Consider the following 26,902-nt stretch of genomic DNA (forward strand, 5'->3'; position numbering starts at 1 on the left):
ATCTCACGCGAAGCCGCGAAGCCACGAAGTTGCAAAGTGGCTGTCCATTTTCTACTTCCCGATGATCGCCCAACACTAGCCCTCAAACCGGGAAGAAGTTGATGGGCAGCGTCTAAGTCGTATCAAGCTTCTAAGTCGGATCAATCAGTGACATGACTTCGGCGATCATCGGCTCTAACGCCTGCTGCGCGGTTTCGCTCAGGGCATAGCAGGCATAGCCCCACTCGGCGCCGCCGCCGGAGACCAGCCAGGCCTCGGGGGCGCGCTGATAGAGCGCCTCGCACCAGGCAAGCAGCTCGCGCGGGTCATGGAAGTGCGCCATGGTCGAGAGGGCGGTTCGGTCTGGCGATAGGCGGCGGCGTCTGACCTGCCCGGGCGGGGTGTCGATCGCGGCGTCGACGAAGATGACGCGCTCGGTGCGTGCCAGGTCGTCGACAAGCTCGGCGGTCAGGATGTGGCGCGCTTGGACCTCGACCGCTCCGGTGGGCGTCTCGGTCTGAGCCCGCGGCTGTGCGCTCAGCTGTGGCTGCTTGCCAAAGTGCTCCTGGAGTCGATCGGCAACCAACGGCCCGAGTGCGTCATCGCCGCGGATCGGGCTACCATAGCCAATCACTAGCGCCCGCAGCGGTCGTGCTTCGGTCTGCTGCTCCTGCTGCTGTTGGGCGCTTTCGACAGTCGCTTGACCAATGTTCATGCGTCGCGCACCAGCCGGTCGATCACAGCCCCAGAGGCATCCTTCAGCTCGATGCTTAGCGGCATCTGGCCAAAGGCATGCGAGGCACAAGACAAGCAAGGATCGTAGCAGCGGATCACCGCCTCGACCCGATTCAGCATGCCTTCGCTGAGCTTGTTGCCATCGACATAGGCATCGGCGACCTGCTTGATGCTCTGGTTCATCGCCAGGTTGTTGTGGCCGGTGGCGATGATCAGATCGACCCAGTTGATCAGGCCGGCCTCATCGATCTTGTAGTGATGCATCAGGATGCCGCGCGGTGCCTCCGAGACGCCGATGCCCTCGTCGCGGTTGCCGCGCGCATGGGCGCGAACCCGCGTGTCGAGGATGCTCGGGTCCTTGAGTAGCCGCTGCATCATCTCGATCGCGAAGATAATCTCGACCAGGCGCGCGTAATGGTAGTGGAAGCTCGAGCGCACCGGCCCCGAGTCTTCCTGCAGCATGTGGAACTCGGCCAGGGCGACATCGGCGAACGGCGTGCCGCAGCTCTCGGCATTGTTGAGCCGGGCGAGCGGGCCGACCCGATAGATGCCGTTCGGGTAGCCCATCGGCTTGTAGTAGGGGAACTTCATGTAGCTGAAGTCTTCGACCGCTTCGCCGATGATGCGCGGGTAGTCGGATGGCGGCACCCTGTCTTCAACGATCCGGCCTTGCGCGTCTTTGATGCGGATGAGGCCGTCGTAGTGTTCGAGCTGACCCTTGTTCGAGACCAGCGACAAGAACATCGTTGGCATGGTGCCGAAGTGCTCGGCCTCATCCTTGAACTTGGGCACCATGGTCTTGAACAGGCCATAGGTGTCCTTAGCGATGGTCAGTGCTTCGGGCAGCATCTTCAGCATCGCTTCACGCTTGTCGCTGTCGAGCGGTTCGCTGACGCCGCCCGGCACGACCCAGGTCGGATGGATCTTCTTGCCGCCGAGGATCTCGATGATGGTCTGGCCGATCTGGCGCAGCTTGATGCCCTGCTTGGCCAGCTCGGGGTCTTTGGCCATGACGCCGAAGATGTTGCGTTTGACGGGGTCGGAGTCCCAGCCGAGCAGCAGATCCGGTGATGACAGGTGGAAGAACGACAGCGCATGCGATTGCAGCAGCTGCGCTAGGTTCATGATCCGGCGTAGCTTCTCGGCCGTCGGCGGGATGGTCACTGCGAGCAGGTCGTCGCAGGCCTTGTTCGAGGCGAGCAAGTGACTGACTGGGCAGATTCCGCAGGTGCGGGCGGTGAGTGCCGGCATCTCGCGGTAGGGGCGGCCCTCGCAGAACTTCTCGAAGCCGCGGAACTGGGTCAGATGGAACTTGGCGTCTTCGACCTCGCCGCTGTCGGCGAGCTGCAGCGAGATGCGGGCGTGGCCCTCGATGCGGGTGACCGGGTCGATGCTGATGGTTCGGCTCATGGTCGCTTAGTCCAGGGCGTCAGGCGTTGTTGGGGTTGTCAGGGTCTGGGCGCGGATGTAAGACGCGTGGCCTGAGCTCAAGCGCCGAATCGGGTCATGCGCAGCGGCTCCGGCACGCGACCTTCGAGCAGCTCGCTCAGCACGTAATGGATGGTGTCGGCCTGCGGCGGGCAGCCTGGGATGAAGACGTCGACATCGACCACAGCATGCACCGGCAAGACGGTCTGTAGCAGGGCTGGAACGCCTTGGGTTGGGATCTGCGGATGGATGTTCACGTTCTCGAGATAGGCGCGCTCATAGACGTTGTCGAGCTTGAACGCATTGCGCATCGCCGGGACATTGCCGTTCACCGCGCAGTCGCCAAGGCTGACCAGGAGCTTGCAGCGCTCGCGGAACAGCTTTGCCTTGTGCAGGTCTTCTTCGTTGCTGATCGAGCCTTCGATGATGCCGACATCGACCTGCTCGGGCAATGTCTTGCAGTCGACTAAAGGGCTATAGACGATGTCGATCTTCTGTGCCAGCTCGACCAGACGCTCGTCCATGTCGAGGAACGACATGTGGCACCCAGAACAGCCGTCCAGCCAGATGGTTGCGACGGTGACCTTGTTCCCGCTGCTGTTGGTGGCGGTGCCGAGCGGTGCTTGGGTGTCGGGGGTTGGATGGGCAGCCTTTGAGCTGGCTGCTGTGGCTTCGGGCTGAGCGCTCATCGTGCGGATCTCCGTCGAGCAAGAATCGGCAGGAAGTGCTGATCTTTGACCATCTCACCGACGGAAGTGCCCTGTTTGACCAGGGCGCCGGTCGGGCAGACTTGCACGCACTTGCCGCAGCTGGTGCAGGTGTCACTGTCGCCCCAAGGCTTGGCGAGATCGGTGATCACCTGGCAGTCGCTGCCACGGCCCATCACATCCCAGGTGTGGGCGCCCTCGATCTCGTCGCAGACGCGCACGCAGCGGGTACAGAGCACGCAGCGGTTGTGGTCGACACGGAACATCTCATGGGTGCTGTCGACCGCGTAGCCGTGATTGCGGTAAGGCATGCGCACATGGTCGACGCCGCAGCTGTTGGCGAGCCATTGCAGCTCGCAATGGCCATTCGAGACACAGACCGAGCAGACATGATTGCGCTCCGCGAACAGCAGCTCGACCAGGGTGCGCCGATAGCGCTGCAGCTTCTCGGAGTTGGTGGTGATCTCCATGCCCTCGGCGACGCGCGTGGCGCAGGCGGCGAGAAGTCGGTTTTGACCGGCCACCTCGACCATGCAGAGGCGACAGGCGCCGACCACCGAGAGCCCCTCCATCCAGCATAGGCTGGGGATCGGGATCTTATTCTCGCGGCAGACTTCGATGATGGTCTCGTCTTCGCGCGCCGACAGATCTTGACCGTCGATTCGGAGCGTGACGACGCGGACACTCGGTTGTGTAGCGATGATTGGCATCGGTCTTCCCGTATCTGGCGAGGAGAGGGTGTGCTGTGAAAGCGGTGCTGCGTTAGGCCGAAGGCCTGACGATACACGACCGCTGCGACGGACGCATGTCTGAGCGTGGGTTGTTAAGCCATGCGATGAGCGGTGTTACCGTGCAACAAGCGCCTCATCGTCCGGGGTGGCGACGCGCCATGGCCGTTAGGCCCGATCGGACTCGTTTGATGTTTGCTCAGCGGTGGAGTCGCTGCCTGCATGCTCGAGTCGCTCGAGGAGTCGGCCGATCGATCGGATCGAGGGTTGTCGCTGCTCGGCCAGCGCGGTGCGGTCGATCTCGTCGAGCAGGGCAGAGAGCGCCCCTGGATCGCGTGGGCAGCGGCTGAGGATGTAGCTGATCATCGCGTCGCCAAAGCGCAGGCCGCGCTGCTCGGCGCCAATGCGCAACAGTTCTGCGCGGCCGGCGTCGCTGAGTGGCCGCAGGTTGTAGCTGGGGCCGGCGGCGAGACGCGAAGCGAGATCGGGCAGTCGAATGCCGAGCCGGCCCGCAGGCTGGCGTGCAGCCGCGAGCAAACGTCGGCCGGCATCGCGCACCCGGTTGTAGAGATTGAACAGCGCCTGCTCCCAGGCGGCATTGCCGGCGATCGCCTGCAGGGCGTCGAGCAGAATGGCATCGCGCTGCTCGAGGTCATCGAGCACGGCCGGTGTTAGGCGGGGCGTATCCAAGGGTAAGTACACGACGCCGAGCCCGCGTTGGCGGACCTCGCCAGCGGCGCAGACCAGCAGCTGCGACTTACCGCTCGCGGCGGCGCCGTGGAGGTAGATATAGGGCTCGCCGCTGCAATCAGCCCATTGCCGAACCGCGGCCAAGGCGGCGCCGTTGCCATGGGCGATGAAGCCATCAAAGCCGCGTGGCTCGGGCTGGCGCAGTGCGAGCGGGAGCTGCGGCGGATACCGCTCTTGCACCGTGATATCTCAGCGGTTCAGGGCCGCGGCTGTGGTGGCGAGGCGGCGACCAAGCGCCTGACAGAGATCGCGCTCGATCTCGTTCAGCGGTTGATCGTTATTGATGCCGGCGACGTGTGATGGCCCGTATGGTGTGCCGCCGGCCTGGGTATGGACCAGCCCGGTCTCGCTGTAAGGCAGCCCCATCAGCAGCATGCCGTGATGCATCAAGGGCAACATCATCGACAGGAGCGTGGTTTCTTGACCGCCATGGAGGCTCGAGGTGGAGGTGAAGACGCCGGCAGGCTTGCCACTCAGGGCGCCAGAGAGCCAAACCGATGAGGTGCCGTCGAGGAAGTATTTCAGCGCGGCGGCCATATTGCCAAAACGTGTCGGGCTCCCAAGCGCGAGCGCGCTGCAGTCGCGCAGGTCGTCGAGCTCTGCATAGGGCGCGCCAGACTCTGGGATCGAGTCTGCAGTTGCCTCGCACACCGTGGAGACGGGCGCAACAGTACGCAACCGCGCCTCTAGTCCGACCTCCTCAGAGCCGCGCGCGATTTGTCGCGCCATCTCGGTGGTTGCTCCGTAGCGGCTGTAATAGAGGACGAGCAGATAGGGCATGGATGGATTCTCGCGCATGCAGTCAATAAAAAGGGTTGTGGCCGCTAAAACGGCGGACTGGGCGGCGTACTGGGCAGGATACCATGGGGCTATCCTGTTGCCGTTTTCGCGACCGTTTGCCGACCGACCGATAAACGCCCTCGGGGGCACTGTCGCCGCGCGCTCTGGCTGTCGCCTTTAATGTTGCGCCGGCGGCGTGGTTGCGTTGACCACGCCGGTAAACAGGCTTCTGGCATCGACGGCATCGAAACGATAACCGCGATTACAGAATTCGCAGGTGACCTCGATGAGGCCTTGTTGGGCGATGATGTCGTCGACTTCGTCGCGCCCGAGGGCGCGCAGATTGTCGGCCACCCGCGTGCGCGAGCATCCGCAGCGGAAGGCAACAGGCTCTGGCTCGAACAGGCGCAGGCTTTCTTCATGGAACAGGCGTCGCAGCAGATCTGGCGTCGATTGCTGTAGCAGTTCACGCGGCTGAACGGTGTCAGCGAGCATCACTGTGCGGTTCCAATCGTCTTCATCGTCAGTTGGACCTGGCAGGCGCTGTAACATCAGGCCGGCCGCGCGCTTGTCGCTGACCGCGAGCCAGAAGCGGGATGGCAGTTGTTCGGAGGAGGCAAAGTAGCCCTCGAGCGCAGCGCCGATCCCAGCCCCCTCGAGCGGCACGATGCCCTGGTAGCGATCGCGATTTTTGGCGTTAATGGTCAGGACTAGCTGCCCTTTCCCAAACAGCGCTTGCAGGTCGCCGGCTTCGATCTCGCCCTCCCAGCGTGCGAGTCCCCGTACCGTTCCCTCATGTGTGGCCTGAGCGACCAGGGTCCGAATCGGACCTTCACCCTGCGCCTGTAAGATCAGCGAGCCTTCGAGCTTCAGTGTTGCGGTGAGCAGTAATACCGAGACCAGGGCCTCGCCGAGTGGCTGCTTGACGGCTGCTGGATAGGTGTGACGCTCGAGCACCGCCTGCCAGGCTGCATCAAGTCGGACGAGCTCGCCGCGCACGCGCGAACGCTCGAACACGAAGCGGTGCAAGGAATCGGTTTCGGACAGCATGCTGGCTCCACCATCGGTTGAACGGGGGCCCGGCTCGCATGAGCAGGCGGGCGTCGATCAGTCAGTTGACATCACCATTATGGGTGCTCAGGCACTCAGCGGGTACATCCGGGGCTGTCTTGACCCCTAGGTTGGCGCCTCGGGCGCCTGTGTGGGGCCATGTCATGTGATCTGGTCTGGTTGCGCAAGTTGTAGAAAAGCAACTTAGGTTGTTTGCTGTTGTGTTTTCTCGTCATCTGTCGGCAGCCTAGGGGTTTCCGTTGTTACCGGCTGTAACAATCGACGGTTGTTCGCAAAAAATTGTGACAATCGCTGAAATATGGGGTGTTATCGCTTGCTTAATATTTAAGCAGATACTAATGTTGAGTCAACACTTGTTGTATGGAGGGTACAAATATGTTGCCTCTCTCGATTGGTATCGCGATTGCTGTCGGGTTCGCTGCGTTGGCCGGCTCGACCTACGGATTCGATGAACTCTTCAGCGGTAGCTGGCTACTTTTGGTGGTCTGGGGTCTGATTGCCGGGCCGGTCCTGATGTTCGTTGCGGGCAGCGAAGATCGCAACAGCTCTTGGCGACGTAGACCCAAAGCCTGAGCCCACCCCGCTGGTCGTCAGGTGACGGCCGCCGACCACTTCCTTGCGCATCGGAGCGCATGCGATGGATCGCATGCGCTCACCTCCGGAGGCGCGCCTCAACGCTGGCCGTTTTTTGTGCGAGGCGCCCCGTTGGGCCTTCGCGAATATCGAGCTTGACTGTGGCATAGACTCGCTTGCAGCCGGCGGCGGCAAGCAGAGCCTGCGCCCGCTCGATCAGGCTCAAGGCGTCTCCGAGCGTATTGGTCTCGAACAGGGTGCCCATGGCCGTTAACTGGTAGCTGTGGCCGCTGTCTGCGATCAGGTCGACCACTGAGGCGACGAAAGGGCTCAGGTGCTCGGCCTCGCCGACGGGGAAGATACTGAAGTCTACGAGAACAGACATCGATGTGCCTCTGGCGTTAAGCTTGCTTCTGGTTGGGCCTATCTTTGCCGCGCTAAGGATCGATGACAAGCATTCAAACAACAGACTTTGATGTCGGTGCCGACCCTGACTGGGATAGCCCGCTCAACTTCAAGCTGACCCCGGAGCTGATCGTGCATGCGCTGATGGAGACGGCCTCCGCGGTGCATACCGGCTGGGAGAGCTGTGTCGACGAGGATGCCATCCTGTCGCAGATCGCGGCCATGGATGATGCCGGCGATAAAAGTATCCGTCTGGTCGAGCAGGAGATGCTCGATGAGCAAGATCAGACCGCGTCTTGGCATGATTGGACGCTTGAGGTTCGGGTCGGCGCGGTGCTGACGGTGGGCCATTGGCAGGTGCGTTCGACGGCGCCGCCGCTCGACTGGGAGTGGACGGCGGCCGCCGCCGAAAGCGCCTTTGAGCGCGCCTGCGTCCTACTTGGCCGTCGGGTTCGTCGCGGCTTGGTGGTGGAGGAGCCGATGCGGCCTGAGTTGCCACCGCGCTCGAGCCGACATTGATTCGAGCCGACACTGATTTCTGGGCCATCGTGCGGACCGCCACTGCGGCCACGGCGTTGCTTCGGCCATGCCCTGGCTGCTGAAATTGCTTCTGGAGGATGAATTAAGTGAAGTTTCAAATCGACGTCGAAATGACCCCTGCCGAGTTACGCAAACTGATGGGGCTGCCGGACCTCGAGGCGCTGCAGCAGCGGATGCTCGACGATATTCAGGCCCGGATCGAGCAGGGCGTGGAGGGCTATGACCCGATGGAGTTGATGCAGCCCTATCTGAAGACCAGCCTTGCCGGCATGGATATGATGCAGCGGCTGTTTGCTGCAGGAATGGGGGCGGCTGCGGCTGCGGGAAAGAAACAGACGTCGGGCTCCGGCGGCGACTGAGTGGCGCGTGCAGCGATACCTGGAACTAGGCGTGTCGCACCTGCAGGGGACGAACAATAAGCTCGGCTCTAGGGCCGGCCACCGCGAGGGGAGAATGAGATGTCTCATCGACTGCTGATCCTTGGCTGTAGAACGATGCGCGACGGCGTGGTCGTGTCCTTTGTCTTCTTCGTGGCTGCCGTGTTGCTGTTCCTGGCTGCGACGCATGTCGTACCCGCAGTGGCCTATGCGCGCCAGATCGTCTTACTCTTGGCGCTGGTGTTGATCATTCTCGCGCCGGTCGTGCTGATTTCGACCTTCTTGATCTCGGTGCTGCCGGGTGCACGAGCGAAGCTCGAGAATTGCGAGCACTAGCTAGATCGAGTAGCCGTGAGGCCGGCCACAGGCGCTTGAGCTGATCGCTGGACGTGGTGGACGGCAATAGCCGGTATCCGCGGCGTTTTGCTTTCGATCGGCAGGCCGGATGACTGATGACCGATGGCTACAGTAGCCTAGAGTAGGCGGAGCGCGCCAACGCGGCCGAGCAGCAGTAGCTTGGCGGGCCGCGTTGGCTTGGTGTGCGCCTGTGCTCAGTAGCCGCCTTTGCGGTGAACCTCGGGCAGCCCGGCGATCTTGGTGCCTTGCTTCGTCGGCGCCAGCGGGAACAGCAGATAGACCTCTTTGCTGCTGGGCTTGCTGCCCCACTTTTTGCCCATGTCTTTGAGTAATGCCCGTTCCATCGGCTGGTTTTGGTTATTGTTCAGGTATTCGTCGCGCAGGTAGTTGATCACGTCCCAGTGACGCTCGCTCAGCTCGATGCCCTCGATATCGGCCAGCGCCTTGGCAACGTCTTCGTCCCAGTCGAGGGGGTTGACTAGGAACCCGGACTCGGTGGTTTCGATACTTTTGCCGTTCACTTCAATCGCCATAGCGAATGCTCCTCTCGTCGTTGGGGGCCGCCGTTCTGTTGGCAGGCGGTCTAGGGTTAACGCGTACCGGCGTGCGGCCGGAGAGGTGATCCGGCGCTCACAGCTGAAAACCCGCGAATATTAGTCAATTGTTGTAGAGACGTCATCTCTATGCGTGAGATGGCCGCGTGAGCTGGCCGCATGAGGTGGCGCTGATCAGCTCGCGGCTTGGGCGACGGCTTCGATCCCCTTGTGCGGTAGGAAGATGCCACAGCCCATGGTTTGGTGATCGCCGATGCCGCGTTGTTGAAGCGCGATGGCGTCGTCAAGACTGAGTTCGGCGAGCATGAGGCTGCGCGTCAGCACGGGGCCGGTTGGCGTACTCAGCGACAACGCCTTGCCGCATAAGGCCTTGCGGATCTTGATGCCTCGCTGCGTGAGCTCGGCGGCGACCCGGCGCAGAAATTGATCCTCGTCTTCGTCGGCGTGGGCGACCACGTAGCGAGCAAACAGGGTCTTTTCCGCGCTGAGCGGACGCTCCTTTGCCGATCCAAGGGTGAGGCTCGAGCCGTTGACCTCAAGGGTCAGCCCCTCGAGTGCGGTCTTCAGCTCGTCAAGCCGGACGCGCGGGATGCGGATGCCGAGCTTGGTCCGGCGTGATGGCAACAACTGTTGCTCGCTATCGTGCGCGGGTCGCTCCCAGCCGTTTTGTGAGCCGGCCACGTGGATCGTATGGATCGCTGTGCGCGGCTCCTCGGCGAGCCAGGGTACGGCGTCGATCAGGGCGTTAGCGAGCGCATACGCATGGTCGACCGGCAGGGATTTGCATTTTTGTAAGGGAAACATGACGTCGACGACGTCATTGGGGACCTTTGGATGGGTCTCCGGATCGGATTCTTGCCAAAACATCGGTGGGTCTCAGTTGACGGGAAGCTTGCCCTGCAGGGAGTCGCGATCAAACCACCACTCGTCTTGCACCAGCACGTCGACCACGTTGCGCAAGCGAACCAGGAACTTCTCGGGCTCGCGCAGCTCGAGTCGATCACGCCAAAGATCGAACGCCTGTTGCGACTCGACGCCGCTGTGTCGGCGCGCGACATCGGCCAAGATCTGGGTGGCAAAGAAGGTCAGGTTATCCCGCTGGACGCCGTCCGCGCGCACATCGGCTAGAAACAGGGCGGTAGTGGCCGCCACGGCAGCGCCGTCGGCATCATCGGGGGTTTCATCAACCACATGCGACAACAGCTCGATCGACAGCTCAATGTCCATCGGATAGGTGACGGCCAGCCAAATCCCTTGGCCCAGGGCGCTCAGGGAATGTTCTTGTTCAGCGCGGAAGAGGACGTCGCAGCAATCCGCGGCTGATTCGAATTCTTCGACTTCGATAAAGGCATCGAAGGCGTCGCGGCCTAAGGGCCAGGCCTGTTCGCCGCGGTCGAGTCCGACCAAGGTGCGCGCCTGCTGTAACTGGAGCTCAGCCAACTGTTGGCGGTTGGCGCCAATGCGTTGCAGCGTCGCGTACTGCTCTTCGAGCGCCAACAGATGCGATTCCAGCGCTGCCTCTTCGGCGGCATGGTTGGTAATGGAGTCAGCGGCGGTATCTTGCAACTGGGTCCGCGTGATGTCGAAATGCTTCATGGCAACTGCTCTTGTCGCCGCGTACGGCGCTGTCCTCGTTAAATGTGTGGCTCACTCCGTGATGACTGCTCGGCCGGCCTCGAGCACAATATCCAGGCATTCTCGCGGGCGCCGCGGGCATGGGGCGCCTGTGGCCAGCAGGATGCTTCGGGGCTGAGCTAGCGCAGCAGGCCGCTGAATGCAGCCTCGAGCCGGTCTTCCCAGTCATCTGGGGTATCAGAGAACGGTGGCTTTACATCGATGCGAAAGAATCGCTCGCCTTGGCGGGCCACCTCCTGGATTGCCGGAAGCAGTTCCTCAAAGCTCTCGAGCTCCTTGTTGGAGACGAGAATGTCGCTAAGCATGAGCATGTGTGTTGAGCCTCTCTGACTAAAGTGCGCCGATGGACCCGCGGTCGCCGCGCATCTGGCCGAGGCGTGGTCGCCGAGGTGGTCTCTCTCGTTCCGAGCAGGTAAAGCCGAGATCAAGCAAAAACAACTCAGGCCATCCGGTAGCTAAGGCAAGATTTGTCCGTTGTGAGAGACGATTTGCCCGTTGGTACTAAAGTGCGTCGAGTCAGGAGGGGCGTCGTACTCAACGCGTGATTCGCCTGCGACCGCTTGAAACGCCTGCGACGTCGACAGTTGGCGGTTGCAGCTTGGGCGTACTGAGTCGGAATCATGCCCTGAATAAGCTATTGGAATATTAGGATATGTTGACACAGGGCGGCTTGACGCTTATGCTCTGCGCCCCAGTGAGGCTGGCCGCGATGGCGCTCTAGGTCGCTGATCGCAAAAGAGAAAAAGTATGGCTGTCAACTATCCCTAAGGGGATAGGCCGGGGTGGGGTGTACCCCCCTAAGGTGCGGTTCACGGCTTGGCCTGCAACCCCGTATAGTGCAGCTCCGTGGCACACGGCGCCGCGAAAGAATCTGAATTCGTTCTGTGTCTTACCACGACGTTTCTCGAAAGGAGAGAAAGCGACATGGCCCTCGACAAGCACCAAACTCCGATGCTCGACCAACTTGAAGATGGCCCATGGCCGAGCTTCATCTCGGGCATCAAGCGTCTCCGCGACGAGCACACCGACGGGCGCATCAATGCGCTCACCAATGACCTGCTCGGCCAGCTCGAGCACTCCTACGAGACCCGCAAGGGCTATTGGAAGGGCGGCACCGTCTCGGTGTACGGCTACGGCGGCGGCATCATCCCGCGCTTTTCCGAGGTCGGTAAGGCGTTTCCCAAGTCTCGCGAGTTCCACACGCTTCGCGTCCAGCCGCCTGCGGGTAACCATTACAGCACCGCGATGCTGCGGCAGCTGGCCGACAGCTGGGAGAAGCACGGCTCAGGCCTGGTGACCTTCCACGGTCAGACCGGCAACATCATGTTCATTGGTGCCGACACCGAGTCGACGCAGCACTTCTTCGACGAGATCAACGAGTACGGTTGGGATCTTGGTGGTGCTGGCCCTTGCGTGCGCACCGCGATGTCCTGCGTCGGCGCTGCGCGCTGCGAGATGTCCTGCACCAACGAGCTGAAGGCGCACCGCGCACTGGTCAACAACTTTGTTGACGACGTGCATCGCCCGGCACTGCCCTACAAGTTCAAGTTCAAGGTCTCTGGCTGCGCGAATGACTGCCAGAATGCTATCGAGCGCTCGGACTTCGCCGTTCTCGGTACTTGGCGCGACGACATGAAGGTCGATCAAGACGAGGTCAAGGCCTACGTCAAGGCCAAGGGCCGTCAGTACATCATCGATAACGTCATCACGCGTTGCCCGACTCAGGCCTTGTCGCTGAATGACGACGACACCCTGGCGGTCAACAACCGTGACTGTGTGCGCTGCATGCACTGCTTGAATGTCATGCCGAAGGCGCTGCACCCCGGCGACGACAAGGGTGTGACCATCCTTATCGGCGGTAAGCGCACCCTGAAGATCGGCGATCTGATGGGAACCGTGATCGTGCCCTTCCGCAAGCTCGACACCGAGGAAGACTACGAAGAGATGGTCGAGATGGCTGAGAGCATCATCGACTTCTGGGCCGAGAACGGCCTCGAGCACGAGCGCTGCGGTGAGATGATCGAGCGCATCGGGCTGGCCAACTTCCTTGATGGCATCGGCATCGAGCCTGATCCGAACATGCTGAGCCATCCGCGTCAGAGCTCCTACGTTCGCATGGATGGCTGGGACGAGGCTGCGGAGCAGTGGTTCGAGCGCCAGGCCGAGAAGGCTGCCGGCTAAACACCGCCTGTATAGGCTCAGCCGCGAACATTGGCGCACAGCAAGACTGGATCTGCGCCAACGTTCGCCGCACCGAACTTGATCAGCACCTAACTGTTTACTGATTTACTGGAGAGTTGCCGATGGCCAAAGACATGCGCGAGCCCATCGAGTCTGGCTGCCCCGACCCTTGGCAGTACATGCACCCGACGATGCGGAAGAACTTCGGTCAGTGGAAGTATCACGAGCATCCCCGGCCGGGCGTTCTGCGTCACGTTGCTTACAGCGGCGACGAGATCTGGACCGTACGCGCTGGCACTCAGCGCATCCTCGACGTCTTCACCCTACGCAAGCTGTGCGAGATCGGTGACGACCTTGCCGACGGCTACGTGCATTTCACCCTGCGCTCCAACATCGAGTACATGGTGACCGAGGAGTCGCGTGTTGCGCCGCTGATTCAAGCGCTGGAAGACGCAGGCTTCATCGTCGGTGGCACCCAGAACACCGTCGCCATGATCTCGCACACCCAGGGTTGGCTGCATTGCGACATCCCCGGCACCGACGCCTCTGGCGTGGTCAAGTCGATGATGGACGAGCTCATCGACGATTTCCGCAACGCCACCATGCCAAACCGGGTGCACATCACCACCAGCTGCTGCCAGATCAACTGTGGTGGCCAGGGTGATATTGCGATCAACATCCAGCACACCAAGCCGCCGAAGATCAACCATGATCTGGTCGCGAACGTCTGCGAGCGCCCGTCGGTGGTGGCCCGCTGCCCAGTCGCCGCGATCCGTCCGGCTATGGTCAACGGCAAGCCTTCGCTCGAGGTCGATGAGCGTAAGTGCATCTGCTGCGGCGCCTGCTATCCGCCTTGCCCGCCGATGCAGATCAATGACGCCGAGCACTCCAAGCTGGCAATCTGGGTCGGTGGTAACCACTCCAACGCGCGTGGCAAGCCGACCTTCCAAAAGCTGGTCGCCGCTGGCATCCCGAACAACCCGCCACGCTGGCCGGAAGCAACCGCCATCGTCAAGCGCATCCTCAAGGCCTATAAAGAGGGCGCGCGTGATTGGGAGCGTGTCAACGAGTGGATCGAGCGTATTGGCTGGCCGCGCTTCTTCGAAGAGGTCGAGCTGCCGTTCACCAAGTACCACATCGACACCTGGCGCGGCTCACGCGCCAGCTTCAACGCCTCTTCCTACATCCGCTTTTGATCAGCGGCTCTGATTAGTAGCGGAAACCGGAGCCCACACCAGCGAGGTCGCAATGAAGTTCGCAATCCAGGTCAATGAAGGACCCTACCAGCATCAAGCTGCCGATTCGGCGTATTTCTTCGCCAAGGCAGCCCTTGAGAAGGGACACGAGATCTTTCGTGTCTTCTTCTACCACGACGGCGTCAACAACTCGACGCGGCTGACCACGCCGCCTCAAGATGACCGCAATGTCGTCGAGCGCTGGGCCGAGCTTGCCGAACAGCATGACCTCGACATGGTCGTCTGCGTCGCCGCCGCTCAGCGGCGCGGCATGGTCGACGAGGGTGAGGCGAAGCGCAATGGCAAGGACGCCACCAACATCCACCCCCGGTTTCGGATCTCCGGCCTTGGCCAGTTAGTCGAAGCGGCGATTCAGTCCGATCGGCTAGTCGTCTTCGGCGACTGATCATCTGTCCGGCACCAGAAACCAGGGGAACGCATCATGTCTGAAACCATCAAGAATTTTCTGTATCTGAACCGCAGGGCGCCCTACGGCACCATCTATGCCTGGGAGTCGCTCGAGGTCGTGCTGATCGGTGCCGCCTTCGACCAAGACGTCAGTCTCGCCTTTCTTGACGATGGCGTGTTCCAACTCACCAAAGGGCAGGACACCGCGGCGGTCGGGATGAAGAACTTCTCGCCGACCTATGCGGCGCTCGGTGACTACGAGGTCAAGAAGGTCTACATCGAGAAGGAATCGCTCGAGGAGCGTGGGCTATCACTGGACGACCTCCAGCACCTGACTTGGGAAGACGAGGACGACGACTACGCCGAGAAGGACTCGATCCACCTCGTCACGCGCGCCGAGATGGCGGCTATCATGGACGGCGCTGACGTCGTCTTCAGCTTCTAAGATCGAGCGAATACCTGAGGAACACGATGAGCACACTGCACACCGTCAACAAATCGCCGTTCGAGAAGACGTCGCTGACTACCTGCCTCGGCCATCTGAGTGCCGGCGCTGCTGTCTTGCTGCTCGAGGATGGCGTTTACGCCGCGCTGACGCAGACCAGCGTTGAGGGGCAAGTCAAGGGGGCGCTTGACTCAGTCAAGGTCTATGCGCTGGGGCCTGACCTTCAGGCTCGTGGCTTGTCAGAAGAACGCGTCATTCCCGGAATCAGCGTCGTAGACTATGCCGGCTTCGTGGATCTTGCCGCGGAGCACGACAAGGTTCAGGCCTGGTTGTAATTTTTTCCCTTTTCCACTGTTTAGGAGAGTATCGATGCCAATCGAAGTCGAAGGTAAGACATTCGAGACCGACGAAGAAGGCTATCTGGCCAACATCAACGACTGGGAGCCTGGCGTTGCCACGGTGATGTCGAAGGAAGATGACCTTGAGCTCACCGACGAGCATTGGGACATCATCAACTACCTGCGCGAGTACTACGAGGAGTATCAGATTGCTCCTGCAGTGCGCGTGCTGACCAAGGCGGTTGGTAAGAAGTTTGGCAAGGATAAGGGTAACAGCAAGTACCTGTACGGGCTGTTCCCCTATGGTCCGGCCAAGCAGGCGTGCCGCTATGCAGGGCTGCCGAAGCCGACCGGCTGCGTCTAAACCACGCCGCCTAACCGGTCAGCGCCGATGCTGTCCGGTTGGCTCGGGCTCAAACGAGCCCGAGCACCCCGTCGAGGGCTTGTAACGCACTCGACACCAATAACGCTCACCAGATCGTGCACCATTGGGGCCGCTCGATCAGAGCTGACGCCATTGGGCCAACGCCACTGAGGTAGCGGAAACATGTCGTTTCTGTCGGATGTTTACGCCGGTCTATTTTACTTCGCAGCCTTCGTGCTGGTCGCTGGATTGGCCAATAAGATCATTCAATATGCGCGCACACCCGCACCGCTGAAGATTCCGACCACCCCAGCGCCGACCACCAAGCTCGGCGTCACGCTGCGCATGACGCGCGAAGTGGTGTTCTTCGAGAGTCTGTTCCGCGGTAGCAAGTGGACCTGGATCTTCGGATGGATGTTCCATTTCGGCCTGTTCCTGGTCACTTTGCGCCACCTTCGTTATTTCCTTGATCCAGTGCCGCTGCTGATCGAGATGATTCAACCCTTTGGTATCTACGGTGGTATGGCGATGGTTGTTGGTCTCGCTGGACTCTGGGCGCGCCGCTTTCTGGTCGACCGTGTTCGCTATATCACCGCGTTGTCAGATCACCTCATCCTAGCGCTCCTGATTTCGATCGGTGTCTCCGGACTACTGATGCGCTTTGTGGTGCATACCGACATCATGCGGGTGAAACAATTCTTCCAGGGCCTCTATGTCGGTCAGGTCCAGATACTACCGGCTGATCCGTTGTTACTGCTCCATCTTCTGCTGGTTGCATTGCTGATGATTATCTTCCCCTACAGCAAGCTGTTGCATGCGCCGGGTCTGTTTTTCAGCCCCTCGCGCAATCAGGTCGATAATCCTCGCGAGCAGCGGCACATCGCGCCCTGGGCTAAACGTCTGGAGCAGGATTGAACGATCCTGTTGCGCTGATCACTGCGACCCTGGCTGGCGACGTTTCGAAACGAGGTTGAATCATGGCGAAGGCCGACTTCCAAGTCCCCGTACTCAAGCAGTACCCAGAGATCCCGGAGATCGAGCCGGGCGTCATGGCGCACTCGAGCCCGTTCAAGTCGAAGCCGCAGTTCCAGGCCGATCTCGGCTTCCCAGGCGAACTCGTCGATGACTGGCAGACCAAGGCGATCGACAAGATGGGCGATCTGCTCGGGCGCTACCGCTCGCTGCGGGTTTACCTGGACTCCTGTGTCAAGTGCGGCTCTTGCACCGATAAATGCCACTACTACCTTGGTACGCACGATCCAAAGAACATGCCGGTTGGCCGTCAGGATCTGCTGCGCAAGGTCTATCGCCGCCATTTCACCATCGCGGGTCGCTTATTCCCGAAACTGGTCGGCGCCGAGGACCTGACTGAAGAAGTGCTCGGCGACTGGTATAGCTATTTCCATCAGTGCTCGCAGTGCCGGCGCTGCTCGGTGTTTTGCCCCTATGGCATCGACACGGCTGAGATCTCGATGGCGGCGCGCGAGATCATGGATCACATCGGTGTCGGGCAGAAGTACTGTAACGAGATCATCGCCAAGGTCTACAAGATCGGCAATAACCTGGGCCTGCCTGGTCCGGCCTTGGTCGATACGCTCGAGGGGCTCGAAGAGGATGTCTTCGATGACACCGGGGTCGAGGTCAAATACCCGGTCGATAAAGAAGGCGCTGACATTTTGCTGGTCACGCCCTCAGCCGACTTCTTTGCCGAGCCGCATGTGGATGGGCTGATTGGCTATGGCAAGGTCTTTCACGAGGCTGGTGTCAGCTGGACTCTAAGCAGTCATGCCTCAGAGGCCGCTAACTTCGGCATGTTCATCGGCTCCTACGAGAACATGCGTCGAGTTGCGCTGCGTATCCGCGAGGCCGCGATCAAGTTGAAGGTCAAGCGCATCGTGTTCGGCGAGTGTGGGCATGCCTGGCGCGTCGCCTACAGCTTCTTGAATACGCTCGCCGGGCCTTGGGATTTCCTCGATCCGCGCTATCCGGTGCCGCAGCATATCTGCGAATTCACCTACGCCCTGATTCAGGAAGGCAAGCTGAATCTGGACAAGAGCCGGAATGACGACATGGTCCTCACCTACCACGATTCGTGCAACGTTGCGCGGGCTTCGCGGATGGGTGACCGACCCGGCGGCCAATTCGATATTCCGCGCGCCATCATCCGCGCGACCTGCAATAACTTCTATGACATGGATGAAGAGACGATCCGCGATCGCACCTTCTGCTGCGGTGGCGGTGGCGGTCTGCTCACGGATGATCTGATGGAGATCCGGGTCAAAGGCGCTCAGCCGCGGGTTGAGGCCTTGAACAATGTCATGCAGGAGAAGGGTGTCACCCACATGGCCGCGATCTGCGCTATTTGTAAGAGCCAATTCACCAAGGTATTGCCTTACTACGGGATGGACCTGGATCAGATCGTTAGCGTCCATCAACTCGTCTCGAACGCGTTGGTATTGACCGGCGAAGAGACCGACGATGAAGACGAGGTTGCCGATGAGGCGGCCTGAAGCAGGAACCGACCGTGGCCCTGCTAATGCATTTGCATTGAGACTGTAGCTAATACGAGCTTCGGGTGCGACGGACGCATCCAGCGCCGGTGATCAACCAAGAGCCTCAGCTCGACTTCGACTCTTGTTAGGAGCGTTATCGATGGCAACTTCCACTGACGAAATGACCAAACTTTCCTGGCGCCGCTTTGAGGATGGCGACAACGTTTGGGACAACCTGACTGAACAAATCTTTGTTCAGGATACGTCCCATAAATGTCCCACCTATGTGCACAAGACGCCGCCGTGTCAGGGGAGCTGTCCGTCGGGTGAGGACATCCGCGGCTGGCTGCAGATCGTGCGCGGCATTGAGCAGCCGCCCGAGGGCATGACCTGGCAAGAATATGCCTTCCGTCGCTCCACCGATGCGAATCCATTCCCATCGATGATGGGCCGCGTTTGCCCAGCGCCCTGTCAGGATGGCTGTAACCGGAACGAGGTCGAAGACTTCGTCGGCATCAATGCCGTCGAACAGTTCATCGGCGACACCGCGACCGCCAATGGCTATAAGTTCGAGCCGGCGCCGGTCGATACCGGTAAGCGCGTCGCGGTCATTGGTGGTGGACCGGCTGGACTGGCCGCGGCCTACCAGCTGCGTCGGAAAGGCCATGCCGCGACCATCTTCGAGGCCAACAGCGAGCTGGGCGGCATGTTCCGCTACGGTATTCCCGGCTACCGCGTGCCGCGTGATGCGCTGGATGCCGAGATCAACCGCATCCTCGACATGGGTCAGATCGAGCTGAAGATGGGTGCCAAGGTTGGTGTCGACGTCACCGTTGATCAGCTCGAGAAGGATTACGATGCGATCCTCTGGGCGATTGGCTGTCAGTCAGGCCGTGGGCTGCCCGTGCCGGGTTGGGAAGGCACCCCGAACTGCGTCTCTGGCGTTGCTTTCCTAAAGGCCTTCAATGAAGGCCGCATGAAGGTCACCGCTGATAAGGTAGTCTGCGTCGGTGGTGGTGATACCTCGATCGATGTGGTCTCGGTGGCGCGTCGCCTTGGTCATATCACTAAGAGCGGCAAGAGTGACCTGCCCGAGACGGTCATCCACGACGGCTACGTTGCCCACGACACCGCGATGACCGCGGCTGCCGAAGGCGCAGAGGTGACCCTGACCTCGCTCTTCACGCGTGAGAAGATGACCGCTTCCGAGCATGAGGTGCATGACGCGCTGCACGAAGGCGTCACCGTCCTTGACGGTGTGATGCCGGTCGAGGTGATCAAGAATGCTGAGGGTCGAGCGATCGGTCTGAAGGTTGCCGACTGCGAGATGAAGGATGGCCGCCCGACGCCGGTGGAAGGCACCGAGCGGGTGTTGGACGCCGATCTGGTGGTCGCTGCGATTGGTCAGGGCGGTGAGTTGACCGGCCTCGAGGATCTCGACAACGGTCGTGGTCTGATGAATAGCGACAAGTTCTATCAGGTCCCGGACAAGCCTGGTCATTTCGTTGCTGGCGACATCATTCGTCCACATCTGCTCACCACCGCGATCGGCCAGGCATGGATTGCGGTCGAGTCGATCGACGAATACGTCAACAAGGCCGAGCACAAGCGTCGTCCGAAGGTCGACGTGCATCACTTCGATCTGCTGGCCAAGATGAATGAGGCCAAGCTGGCACCAGAGCAGTTCAAGGTCGAAGCCAGCGGTGACCTGCGCGGTACCTCTGACGCGAACTATGCGATCCACAATTACGAGGATCGCTCCGGCGCTGAGGTCATCCCGCACGATGAGCTCTACCTCGCGCACTTCCCTCACACCCCTCGTGTCTTGCGCCGTGAAGAGGTGCCAAGCTCTGAAGAGGTGCTCGGTCACTTCAAGGAGCGCGTGATCGGCTACTCCGAGGAAGACGCCGTTAACGAGGCCAAGCGCTGCATGAGCTGCGGCATGTGCTTCGAGTGTGATAACTGCGTCATCTTCTGTCCGCAGGATGCTGTGTTCCGGGTCAACAAGTCCGAGAGCACCACCGGCCGCTATGTCGATACCGACTACGACAAGTGCATCGGCTGTCACATCTGTGCTGATGTCTGTCCGACTGGCTACATCAAGATGGGCCTCGGTGAATAAGCAACCCGCAACAGAGCAAGAGGCGTCGATGGCAACGATCATGACCAAAGGCGTCCTCCTCGCGCTACTGGCTGCCGTACTCGGGGTGGGGTCGGCAGCCTACGCCGAGGGGGTCGGAGACTTCGTGCTGCCAAGCTCAAAGGCGGCATCGCTAGAGAACTGCGTCGAGCCCACTGAATACATGCGGCGCAATCACTTCGAGCTGATCCGTCACCAGCGCGACGAGACCGTCTATGGGGGTATTCGTGGTGACAGTCACGGCCTGTCGGGCTGTGTCTCGTGCCATGTTGGCTACGACGACACCGGCGCTCCCATCGAGATCGATGCGGAGGGGCAATTCTGCCGCAGCTGCCACGCGTATGCGTCGGTCGAGATGAACTGCTTCGACTGCCATGCAACCGTTCCTCGGGGTGAAGCCTGGAACCATGAGGTTGCCGCGGCACACGCGCATTTGACCGGGTCCGCTCCAATCGGACCAACGGCCGCCGAGCGATAGGCATTCAGCGAGGCGAGGCAATCGTTACGATGAATCATGAAAACGAATCGATGAACCAAGGTCGCCGAGACTTTCTCGGCGCCGCTGCTGGGGTATCCGCTGCTGCGGTCGCACCGGGCGTGTTCCTACACACCCCGGTGGCCAATGCGGCTGCGCGGACTGATCCTGTGACCGATTTGCACCGCTGGGGGCTACTGGTCGATACCAGCAAGTGCGCTGACGGCTGCACGGCCTGTGTTGACGCCTGCGATAGCGAAAACGGCTTGAACTTGCAGTCGAAGCCGCATGGTCAAGACGAGCTTAAATGGGAAAATCAGCGCGCCGTTTGGATTCGCAAGGTCAAGCTGCAGGACAACCTCACCGGTCATGTGACCAACCTGCCGCTGATGTGTCAGCACTGTGAGCATCCGCCTTGTGTCGATGTTTGTCCGACCGGGGCATCGTTCAAGCGCGCGGACGGCATTGTCATGGTCGACCGCCACACCTGTATCGGCTGCCGTTATTGCATGATGGCGTGCCCTTATAAGGCGCGGTCATTTATTCATGAGCAGGTCGATCACAAGCTGACCCGTGCTCCGCGCGGTAAGGGCTGCGTCGAGAGCTGTAACCTCTGCGCGCATCGTCTGGACTCGGGCGATATCTCCACCGCCTGCGCTGAGGCCTGCTCCGCTGAAGGGCATCAGGCGCTGATCTTTGGCGACCTGAAAGATCCCATGGGTCCTCTGCGGCAGGCATTGGCCAAGACCCCAAGCCGGCAGATCCGCCAAGACCTCGGCCTGAATACCGGCGTGCGCTACGCCGGCATCTGACCTCTGCGCTGCAAGCCCCTGATCGCTGTTCAGGCTGTTGACGCCATCGCACCACGTTAGAGAAGTGAGCATGAAAAGAATCGTCTATCGGGAATGGCTGCTCCAACCCCAGCGCTACTGGGGCTTACTCGCAATCCTCGCCGCAGTGATCGCGGTTGGTGGGCTGTCGGCGCTCTACATGGAGCACCATGGCCACTGGGTTACCGGTATGACGAACTCCGTGGTCTGGGGCGTCCCGCACGTGTTCGCGGTGTTTCTGATCATCTCCGCATCGGGTGCGCTCAATGTGGCCTCGATTGGCACCGTGTTTGACAAGAAGGTGTACAAGCCGCTCGGGCGCCTCTCCGGATTATTGGCGGTCGCGTTGCTGATCGGTGGGCTTTTGGTGCTGGTGTTGGATCTGGGGCGTCCCGACCGGCTACTGGTCGCGATGACGACCTACAATTTCAGCTCGATCTTTGCCTGGAATATCTTCCTCTACTCTGGCTTCGCGGCGATCGTCATCGGCTACCTCTGGACCATGGCCGAGCGCAAGGGTAACGCTCTGCAAAAGCCTGTGGGCACCTTCGCCTTCCTCTGGCGCTTGGCACTGACGACCGGTACCGGCTCGATCTTCGGCTTCCTAGTCGGTCGCGAGGCCTACGATACGGCGATTCTTGCGCCCTTGTTCGTAGTCATGTCGTTCGCCTACGGTCTTGCGATCTACATGCTGGTGCTGTTTTATGCCTTCGATGCGGATGGTCGACCCATCGGCCCAGCCATGCTCAAGCGACTCAAGAATCTGCTTGCTCTGTTTATTGCGGCCATCTTGTACTTTACCCTGATCTATCACCTCACCAAGCTCTATGGCGCCAAGAATGACGACATCGAGACCTTCTTCTTGATCAGTGGTGGTCTCTACACCGGTCTGTTCTGGGTTGGCTGGATCTTGATTGGTGGACTGTTGCCGCTCGGGATCATTTATCACCCTGAGCTGAGTCAGCGACGTGATTGGATCGCTGCTGCTTGCGGCATGGTGATCGTTGGTGGGCTCGCCGCGATGTACGTCATCATCGTTGGTAGTCAGGCCTATCCGCAGGAGATGTTCCCTGGCTACAGCGTGATCCAGTTTGGCGCGCCGGGGGACATCGGTGGACAGGTCGCACCCTACTCCCCGAGCTTCCCTGAGCTGCTTCTCGGGTTCGGTGGGGTTGGCATCGCGTTGCTGATCACCGCCATTGGCGTGCGGGTGCTTCAGTTCCTGCCTGAGTCGCTGGCCGATCGTGACGTCGATCCGCATGCGAGCGCGCGCTCGACGGCCTGATTTCAAGAAGAAACCCTGGCAGCAGCGCCTGTTGACCTGCGACTGATTGATCAACGATGGCGCACCTCTACCTCGCGGCGACACAGAAGTCCTCTGGAAAGACGACGCTGAGCATCGGCTTGATCCGTGAGTTATCGCGGCGCGGTCAGCGTGTTCAGCCGTTCAAAAAGGGTCCTGACTATATCGATCCGCTGTGGCTCGCCCGCGCTGCAGGTGGGCGTACCTGCCACAATCTCGACTATCACAGCATGCCTGTCGACGAGATCCGGAGTGATTTCAAGCGTCTGCTCGAGGCCTCGACGATCGGTGTGATCGAGGGCAATGTCGGTCTGTTCGATAGTCCGAGCCTGGATGGTGCTGGCTCGAACGCGGAACTGGCCAAGCTGCTGGGTGCGCCGGTGCTGCTCGTCATCAATGTCCAGGGGATGGGGCGCGGGATCGTGCCGCTACTACTTGGCTACCAGGCGTTTGATCCCGATCTGCGAATTGCAGGCGTTATCCTGAACAAGGTTGGTGGCGGCCGCCATGAGGCGAACCTGCGCCGCGTCGTCGAGCATTACACCGATCTGCCGCTGCTGGGGTCGATCCCTCGCGATGCTGAGCTTGCGATCGAGGAGCGCCATCTCGGGTTGATACCAAGCAACGAGGCCGAGGCGGTCGAGGCTACGGTTGAATCGATTCGCCGCGCGGTCGCTGACTGCGTCGATGTTGATCAGATCCTTAGCATCGCCGAAGACGCGCCGACTCCCGACTGGGAGGTCATGCGGCCTGCTTGGTCGGAGCAGCGCGCGCGCAGCGGCAGTTCGGTGCGAATCGGCATCGCGCGGGATGAGGTGTTTGGCTTCTACTATCCTGATGACCTCGCCGGGCTCGAGCGCGCCGGGGCTGAGCTGGTGCCTTTTAGTCCGCTCGCTGATGCGAGTCTGCCGGCCGTTGATGGGCTCATCCTGGGTGGCGGCTTTCCAGAATCGCGGATGCAGGAGCTTGAGGCCAATCGCTCAATGCGCCAGTCGATTGCTGACTTCATCGCCGATGGTGGGGTGACCTACGCGGAGTGCGGCGGACTGATGTATCTCTGCGAGCGGCTACATTGGGGTGACGACTCGCGCCAGATGTGCGCGGTGCTCGACGCCGATGTCGCCATGCACGCGCGTCCACAGGGGCGCGGTTATGTGCGTCTGCGTGAGACTGAGGCCTTTCCATGGCCGCGCGTGCCGGCCGATGTCAGTGAGATCTGCGCACATGAATTCCATCATTCCGCCATCGTTGCGCCGCGAGCCGAGTGGCGCTATGCCTTCGATGTTCTCCGCGGCACCGGCATTGATGGCGCGCATGACGGTATCATTCAGCACAATCTGCTGGCGAGCTATGCGCATTTGCGCGATGTCGGCGGGGTCAATTGGACGCGGCGTTTCGTCGATCGTGTTAGGGCAGTGCTTTAGCCGGTGCTGCCGCTGCAGCTCGGGCGGATGTGGCCGTGAAACAACGGCTTCATCGCGAGGCTCTAGGCTCTGCCCCGCGCGATGAAGGCCGGTTTCTAGGCGGACATGGTCACGCGGCCAAATCTGTGCCCGGGCCCTTGGCAACGAGATAGGATGAGGGTTTATGTTCAAACTAACGACAGCAGCAGCTGAGCAGGTCTTGAAGGCAGCAAAAGAGGCTGGAACCGATGGCCTGTCGCTGCGCCTTGCGGCGACCCAACAGGCTGATGGCAGCATCGACTACCGCATGGGCTTCGATGCCCCGACTGAAGAAGACATCCGCTTCCAGAGCGAAGGCGTGGATCTGGTCATGACGCCAGAGGATGTACCGCTGCTGGATCAGACAGTGATGGACTTCGTCGAACTCGAGCCTGGCAAGCCGCACTTCATCTTCATGAATCCGAAGGATCCGAACTATCAGCCGCCGGCCGATGCCTGACAGCGTCCTTTGAGCGCTCGTTGGTTCTAAGGTTGGTCAATTAAGAGCGGTCTATTAAGGACGGTCTCTAAACGTGATCTAAAAGCGTAGTCTCTAAAGAGAGCGATCGATGGAACTGTCGAGCGAGGATAATCTGCGGCTGAACGTGCTGATCGCGAGTCGACCGCAGGCGATTCGGATCGACGAGTCACGCCTCGTTGTCTATGGCCTGTCGGAGCGCGGCGAGGCGAAGGTGGCGCTGAATCCGAGTGGCGCCGTCGATGGCTATCTGCGTGCGGTCAAGGAACTGATCTCTGGTCATATCCTTGGCTCGCCGGGTGGCTACCCGGTGTATCTGCGGCGTTGGACGCGGATGGGGCAGATGCGCGACCAGAGTCTTGAGCAGTTGTTGATGCTCGGAGAGTCAGAGGCTGTGGTCGCGGCGGTTGGCTCGCCCGGCCTCACCCCGGAGTTGGCACGCCGCGCCTGGTGGGCGATGGAGGATGCCGAGAATGCGCGACGGATGTTGCGCAACCCGACCATCGTCGCGAGCGAGATGGGACCGGTGTTGGCTGATTATCTGGTCGAGTACCTGCCGTTCGAGACCGATCACGAGACGATGATGGAGTCGGTCCGGCTGGTGCTGCAGCCGGGGCTCCTGAGTGATGAGAAGATCCTCGAGCTGTGGAAGAAGTCGACGCGCAAGCAGGCCTATCTGGTTGGCTTTCTGCGCGCACGGCCCGATGACCTGCCGGAGCAGCCGCAGCCGCGGGCCGATGCCGACGAGATCGCGGCAGCGCTGGCCGATGAGCTGAGCGCTGGAAATGCCGTGGCCGGTCTCTTGGTCCGCGTCACCAGTGCCGGTGGACAGCGCTTTCTCAAGACCCTCTCGGCCGTGCTGGCCAAGCCGCCAAATCAGGATATCGTCAGCGCCGGCTTCGATCTTCTCCGGGGCTACTTTGCCGTGCTACGTCCGGAGGGCGATCCGAATCTCACCATCGAGGCCTTGCTGGCCGACGGCGAGGCCTTCGCGGGGCTTGGCGGCGATACCCGAGGCGGCGTGGCGATCGACGAGGCTGGGTCTGCGCCGATAGCGGAACAGGTTCAGCGCATCCTCGAGCGACTTCCAGCGGCCGCCCCGGACCTGGCTGCGATGCGCGTGCTCTCTGGCGCCGGCTACGGATTGATTCGCCCCCTGCTACCCGATCCAACAACCCTCGGCAGCCTGATGCGCCGCAAGCTAACGCCAGCGATCGATCCGCTCCAGGCACAGATTTCGCGACTGCTTGGCTAGGTCTACCACCATGATCAGATCTTCAGCGGGCCGCAGCGAGGTCAATAGCCGTGGTTTGCGCCAGCCAGTCCAGGCGGAGCAGGGTGGTACCGCCGCAATGGCACTGTGCACTCATGCAGCCATCCTAGACGGTAGCCGACTGACCGCCACGATCTTCGCCGTTTCGCGTAAATACTCGACATCAAGCGTCGCGTCTGCCGTGTCTCGCGACAGCTTCAGCAAACGCTCGTCCCCGGCTGCGAGGGCTTCTTTCTCAGGCGCTGTCAGATCCGCTAGGTGATCTTCCAGCCACTCCCTCGCATTGAGCATCAGGAATGCATCCCCGCATTCCGGGTCCCAATACTCAATATGTCCCAAATAACCGCGTAAAAGACGCAAGGACTCGCTGCGAGAGATCGATGTCATCGACTTGATGCCCCAGTCGCCGTTGATTGTCGGAGAAAGACGGGCGGCCCGGCTCGATCGGGTAGACCGTTTTGATACGCCCATCTTGGTCTAAAATCATAGACCATTTGCCATTCTCGATCTCCAACACAGGGAACGCGCCACGCGAGACACGTCCACGTTGTGCCTGCGCGAGTGCGTCAAAAGCGTTTTGAGCAAGCTCTCGCTCCGATGCGATGTGGCCATAGCTTAGGCGGCGCCTGACATGTGAGTAATACAGATCTGGGGTCGTCCACAGCCGCTTCAGTCGCGTTTCTGGCGATAAGCCGGCAGGAAGCCTTGCGGCCCGGCTTAGGAGCCGGGTGAACGCTGGATCATCCTGCACCATGGCCTCCTTCCATTCTCTTCAGTGGCCACAGATGCTCTTGAGGCGTGTTTCCTGCGGATTATTTTTTCGATCGCTCATGTGACGCCATGACGGATCACAGCGGGCCTAGAAGCTGTACATCGTCC

At 60.8% G+C, this 26,902-nt stretch carries 32 protein-coding genes; 19 read left to right on the forward strand and 13 right to left on the reverse strand.

The genetic code is table 11. The annotated features are described in order from the left end of the window. Window positions 1-130: 130 nt before the first annotated feature. The 7 genes from CKO42_RS01875 to hslO all read right to left on the reverse strand — a co-directional run bounded on the left by CKO42_RS01875 (window position 131) and on the right by hslO (window position 6,154). Window positions 131-694, reverse strand: coding sequence for a hydrogenase maturation protease (locus CKO42_RS01875; protein ID WP_200237571.1), 564 nt, complete (start codon window positions 692-694; stop codon window positions 131-133). Then, entirely contained in the window at window positions 691-2,124 is a 1,434-nt protein-coding gene (locus tag CKO42_RS01880) for a Ni/Fe hydrogenase subunit alpha (protein ID WP_200237576.1), read from the reverse strand. Before CKO42_RS01880 ends, CKO42_RS01875 begins: the two co-directional genes overlap by 4 nt. A 77-nt stretch (window positions 2,125-2,201) precedes the next feature. After that, the gene (locus CKO42_RS01885; RefSeq protein ID WP_200237581.1) at window positions 2,202-2,831 is read right to left on the reverse strand and encodes an NADH-quinone oxidoreductase subunit B family protein; all 630 of its coding nucleotides are present in this window, start codon (window positions 2,829-2,831) and stop codon (window positions 2,202-2,204) included. Continuing rightward, window positions 2,828-3,559, reverse strand: coding sequence for a bidirectional hydrogenase complex protein HoxU (gene hoxU / locus CKO42_RS01890; protein ID WP_200237585.1), 732 nt, complete (start codon window positions 3,557-3,559; stop codon window positions 2,828-2,830). The genes CKO42_RS01885 and hoxU overlap by 4 nt, the downstream gene beginning before the upstream one ends. 186 nt (window positions 3,560-3,745) lie before the next feature. Beyond that, window positions 3,746-4,507, reverse strand: a complete 762-nt coding sequence (gene hda, locus CKO42_RS01895) for a DnaA regulatory inactivator Hda (protein WP_200237590.1) — start codon at window positions 4,505-4,507, stop codon at window positions 3,746-3,748. Between the two features lie 9 nt (window positions 4,508-4,516). Then, the gene (wrbA, locus tag CKO42_RS01900) at window positions 4,517-5,107 is read right to left on the reverse strand and encodes an NAD(P)H:quinone oxidoreductase (RefSeq protein ID WP_200237595.1); all 591 of its coding nucleotides are present in this window, start codon (window positions 5,105-5,107) and stop codon (window positions 4,517-4,519) included. 177 nt (window positions 5,108-5,284) lie between these two features. Further along, window positions 5,285-6,154, reverse strand: coding sequence for an Hsp33 family molecular chaperone HslO (gene hslO / locus CKO42_RS01905; RefSeq protein ID WP_200237829.1), 870 nt, complete (start codon window positions 6,152-6,154; stop codon window positions 5,285-5,287). Between the two features lie 399 nt (window positions 6,155-6,553). On the opposite strand from hslO, the gene CKO42_RS01910 reads away from it, so the two are divergent. Next, the gene (locus tag CKO42_RS01910; RefSeq protein WP_200237601.1) at window positions 6,554-6,751 is read left to right on the forward strand and encodes a hypothetical protein; all 198 of its coding nucleotides are present in this window, start codon (window positions 6,554-6,556) and stop codon (window positions 6,749-6,751) included. 79 nt (window positions 6,752-6,830) lie between these two features. Here the strand turns inward: CKO42_RS01910 and CKO42_RS01915 are convergent, their stop codons facing one another. After that, a complete protein-coding gene (locus CKO42_RS01915) occupies window positions 6,831-7,136 on the reverse strand; it encodes an MTH1187 family thiamine-binding protein (RefSeq protein ID WP_200237606.1) in 306 nt (101 codons plus the stop codon). Window positions 7,137-7,198: 62 nt separating this feature from the next. Between CKO42_RS01915 and CKO42_RS01920 the strand changes: the two genes are divergently transcribed. From CKO42_RS01920 to CKO42_RS01930, 3 genes are all read left to right on the forward strand, one after another. Beyond that, a complete protein-coding gene (locus tag CKO42_RS01920) occupies window positions 7,199-7,675 on the forward strand; it encodes a hypothetical protein (RefSeq protein ID WP_200237610.1) in 477 nt (158 codons plus the stop codon). 107 nt (window positions 7,676-7,782) lie between these two features. After that, window positions 7,783-8,055, forward strand: a complete 273-nt coding sequence (locus CKO42_RS01925) for a DUF6489 family protein (protein WP_200237615.1) — start codon at window positions 7,783-7,785, stop codon at window positions 8,053-8,055. Between the two features lie 99 nt (window positions 8,056-8,154). Beyond that, on the forward strand, window positions 8,155-8,409 hold the full coding sequence (locus tag CKO42_RS01930; protein WP_200237620.1) for a hypothetical protein: 255 nt from the start codon (window positions 8,155-8,157) through the stop codon (window positions 8,407-8,409). Between the two features lie 215 nt (window positions 8,410-8,624). On the opposite strand, the gene CKO42_RS01935 is transcribed toward CKO42_RS01930, so the two are convergent. The 4 genes from CKO42_RS01935 to CKO42_RS01950 form a co-directional block, all read right to left on the reverse strand. After that, window positions 8,625-8,963: a TusE/DsrC/DsvC family sulfur relay protein gene (locus tag CKO42_RS01935; protein ID WP_200237625.1), complete on the reverse strand. Its 339-nt coding sequence runs from the start codon at window positions 8,961-8,963 to the stop codon at window positions 8,625-8,627. Window positions 8,964-9,158: 195 nt separating this feature from the next. Next, window positions 9,159-9,851: a type I-MYXAN CRISPR-associated protein Cas6/Cmx6 gene (gene cas6 / locus CKO42_RS01940; RefSeq protein WP_200237629.1), complete on the reverse strand. Its 693-nt coding sequence runs from the start codon at window positions 9,849-9,851 to the stop codon at window positions 9,159-9,161. Window positions 9,852-9,860: 9 nt separating this feature from the next. Beyond that, window positions 9,861-10,580, reverse strand: coding sequence for a hypothetical protein (locus CKO42_RS01945; protein WP_200237634.1), 720 nt, complete (start codon window positions 10,578-10,580; stop codon window positions 9,861-9,863). A gap of 158 nt (window positions 10,581-10,738) precedes the next feature. After that, window positions 10,739-10,930 (reverse strand): sulfur relay protein DsrC, encoded by a 192-nt coding sequence (locus tag CKO42_RS01950; protein WP_200237637.1) that lies wholly within the window; start codon window positions 10,928-10,930, stop codon window positions 10,739-10,741. A gap of 613 nt (window positions 10,931-11,543) precedes the next feature. On the opposite strand from CKO42_RS01950, the gene dsrA reads away from it, so the two are divergent. The 15 genes from dsrA to CKO42_RS02025 all read left to right on the forward strand — a co-directional run bounded on the left by dsrA (window position 11,544) and on the right by CKO42_RS02025 (window position 26,005). Then, window positions 11,544-12,800: a dissimilatory-type sulfite reductase subunit alpha gene (dsrA, locus tag CKO42_RS01955; protein WP_200237640.1), complete on the forward strand. Its 1,257-nt coding sequence runs from the start codon at window positions 11,544-11,546 to the stop codon at window positions 12,798-12,800. Window positions 12,801-12,922: 122 nt separating this feature from the next. Next, window positions 12,923-13,996 carry a dissimilatory-type sulfite reductase subunit beta gene (dsrB, locus tag CKO42_RS01960; protein WP_200237643.1) on the forward strand — a complete coding sequence of 358 codons (1,074 nt, stop codon included), beginning with the start codon at window positions 12,923-12,925 and terminating at the stop codon, window positions 13,994-13,996. A 52-nt stretch (window positions 13,997-14,048) separates the two neighbouring features. After that, window positions 14,049-14,441, forward strand: a complete 393-nt coding sequence (tusD, locus tag CKO42_RS01965) for a sulfurtransferase complex subunit TusD (protein WP_200237647.1) — start codon at window positions 14,049-14,051, stop codon at window positions 14,439-14,441. A gap of 36 nt (window positions 14,442-14,477) precedes the next feature. After that, window positions 14,478-14,888 (forward strand): sulfurtransferase complex subunit TusC, encoded by a 411-nt coding sequence (gene tusC, locus CKO42_RS01970; RefSeq protein ID WP_200237652.1) that lies wholly within the window; start codon window positions 14,478-14,480, stop codon window positions 14,886-14,888. Window positions 14,889-14,914: 26 nt separating this feature from the next. Then, window positions 14,915-15,223 carry a sulfurtransferase complex subunit TusB gene (tusB, locus tag CKO42_RS01975; protein WP_200237656.1) on the forward strand — a complete coding sequence of 103 codons (309 nt, stop codon included), beginning with the start codon at window positions 14,915-14,917 and terminating at the stop codon, window positions 15,221-15,223. A gap of 34 nt (window positions 15,224-15,257) precedes the next feature. Beyond that, window positions 15,258-15,590 carry a TusE/DsrC/DsvC family sulfur relay protein gene (locus CKO42_RS01980; RefSeq protein WP_200237660.1) on the forward strand — a complete coding sequence of 111 codons (333 nt, stop codon included), beginning with the start codon at window positions 15,258-15,260 and terminating at the stop codon, window positions 15,588-15,590. Window positions 15,591-15,773: 183 nt separating this feature from the next. Next, entirely contained in the window at window positions 15,774-16,505 is a 732-nt protein-coding gene (locus tag CKO42_RS01985) for a respiratory nitrate reductase subunit gamma (protein ID WP_200237663.1), read from the forward strand. A gap of 62 nt (window positions 16,506-16,567) precedes the next feature. After that, a complete protein-coding gene (dsrK, locus tag CKO42_RS01990) occupies window positions 16,568-18,100 on the forward strand; it encodes a sulfate reduction electron transfer complex DsrMKJOP subunit DsrK (RefSeq protein ID WP_200237669.1) in 1,533 nt (510 codons plus the stop codon). A 142-nt stretch (window positions 18,101-18,242) separates the two neighbouring features. Next, window positions 18,243-20,204, forward strand: a complete 1,962-nt coding sequence (locus tag CKO42_RS01995; RefSeq protein WP_200237674.1) for an NAD(P)-binding protein — start codon at window positions 18,243-18,245, stop codon at window positions 20,202-20,204. A gap of 28 nt (window positions 20,205-20,232) precedes the next feature. After that, on the forward strand, window positions 20,233-20,700 hold the full coding sequence (locus CKO42_RS02000; protein ID WP_200237680.1) for a sulfur reduction protein DsrJ: 468 nt from the start codon (window positions 20,233-20,235) through the stop codon (window positions 20,698-20,700). A 29-nt stretch (window positions 20,701-20,729) separates the two neighbouring features. Next, complete coding sequence (gene dsrO / locus CKO42_RS02005; protein ID WP_200237686.1) at window positions 20,730-21,509, forward strand: sulfate reduction electron transfer complex DsrMKJOP subunit DsrO; 780 nt, start codon at window positions 20,730-20,732, stop codon at window positions 21,507-21,509. A 70-nt stretch (window positions 21,510-21,579) separates the two neighbouring features. After that, window positions 21,580-22,812, forward strand: a complete 1,233-nt coding sequence (gene nrfD / locus CKO42_RS02010; protein WP_200237692.1) for an NrfD/PsrC family molybdoenzyme membrane anchor subunit — start codon at window positions 21,580-21,582, stop codon at window positions 22,810-22,812. A 56-nt stretch (window positions 22,813-22,868) separates the two neighbouring features. Beyond that, window positions 22,869-24,254 carry a cobyrinic acid a,c-diamide synthase CobB gene (locus CKO42_RS02015; RefSeq protein ID WP_200237697.1) on the forward strand — a complete coding sequence of 462 codons (1,386 nt, stop codon included), beginning with the start codon at window positions 22,869-22,871 and terminating at the stop codon, window positions 24,252-24,254. 163 nt (window positions 24,255-24,417) lie between these two features. Further along, on the forward strand, window positions 24,418-24,732 hold the full coding sequence (locus tag CKO42_RS02020) for a HesB/IscA family protein (RefSeq protein WP_200237708.1): 315 nt from the start codon (window positions 24,418-24,420) through the stop codon (window positions 24,730-24,732). Window positions 24,733-24,841: 109 nt separating this feature from the next. Beyond that, window positions 24,842-26,005, forward strand: coding sequence for a sulfur reduction protein DsrS (locus CKO42_RS02025; protein WP_200237712.1), 1,164 nt, complete (start codon window positions 24,842-24,844; stop codon window positions 26,003-26,005). Between the two features lie 111 nt (window positions 26,006-26,116). On the opposite strand, the gene CKO42_RS02030 is transcribed toward CKO42_RS02025, so the two are convergent. Beyond that, window positions 26,117-26,494, reverse strand: coding sequence for a hypothetical protein (locus CKO42_RS02030; RefSeq protein ID WP_200237717.1), 378 nt, complete (start codon window positions 26,492-26,494; stop codon window positions 26,117-26,119). Between the last annotated feature and the right edge of the window lie 408 nt (window positions 26,495-26,902).

Source organism: Lamprobacter modestohalophilus (assembly GCF_016583905.1).
Classification (GTDB): Bacteria; Pseudomonadota; Gammaproteobacteria; order Chromatiales; family Chromatiaceae; genus Lamprobacter; species Lamprobacter modestohalophilus.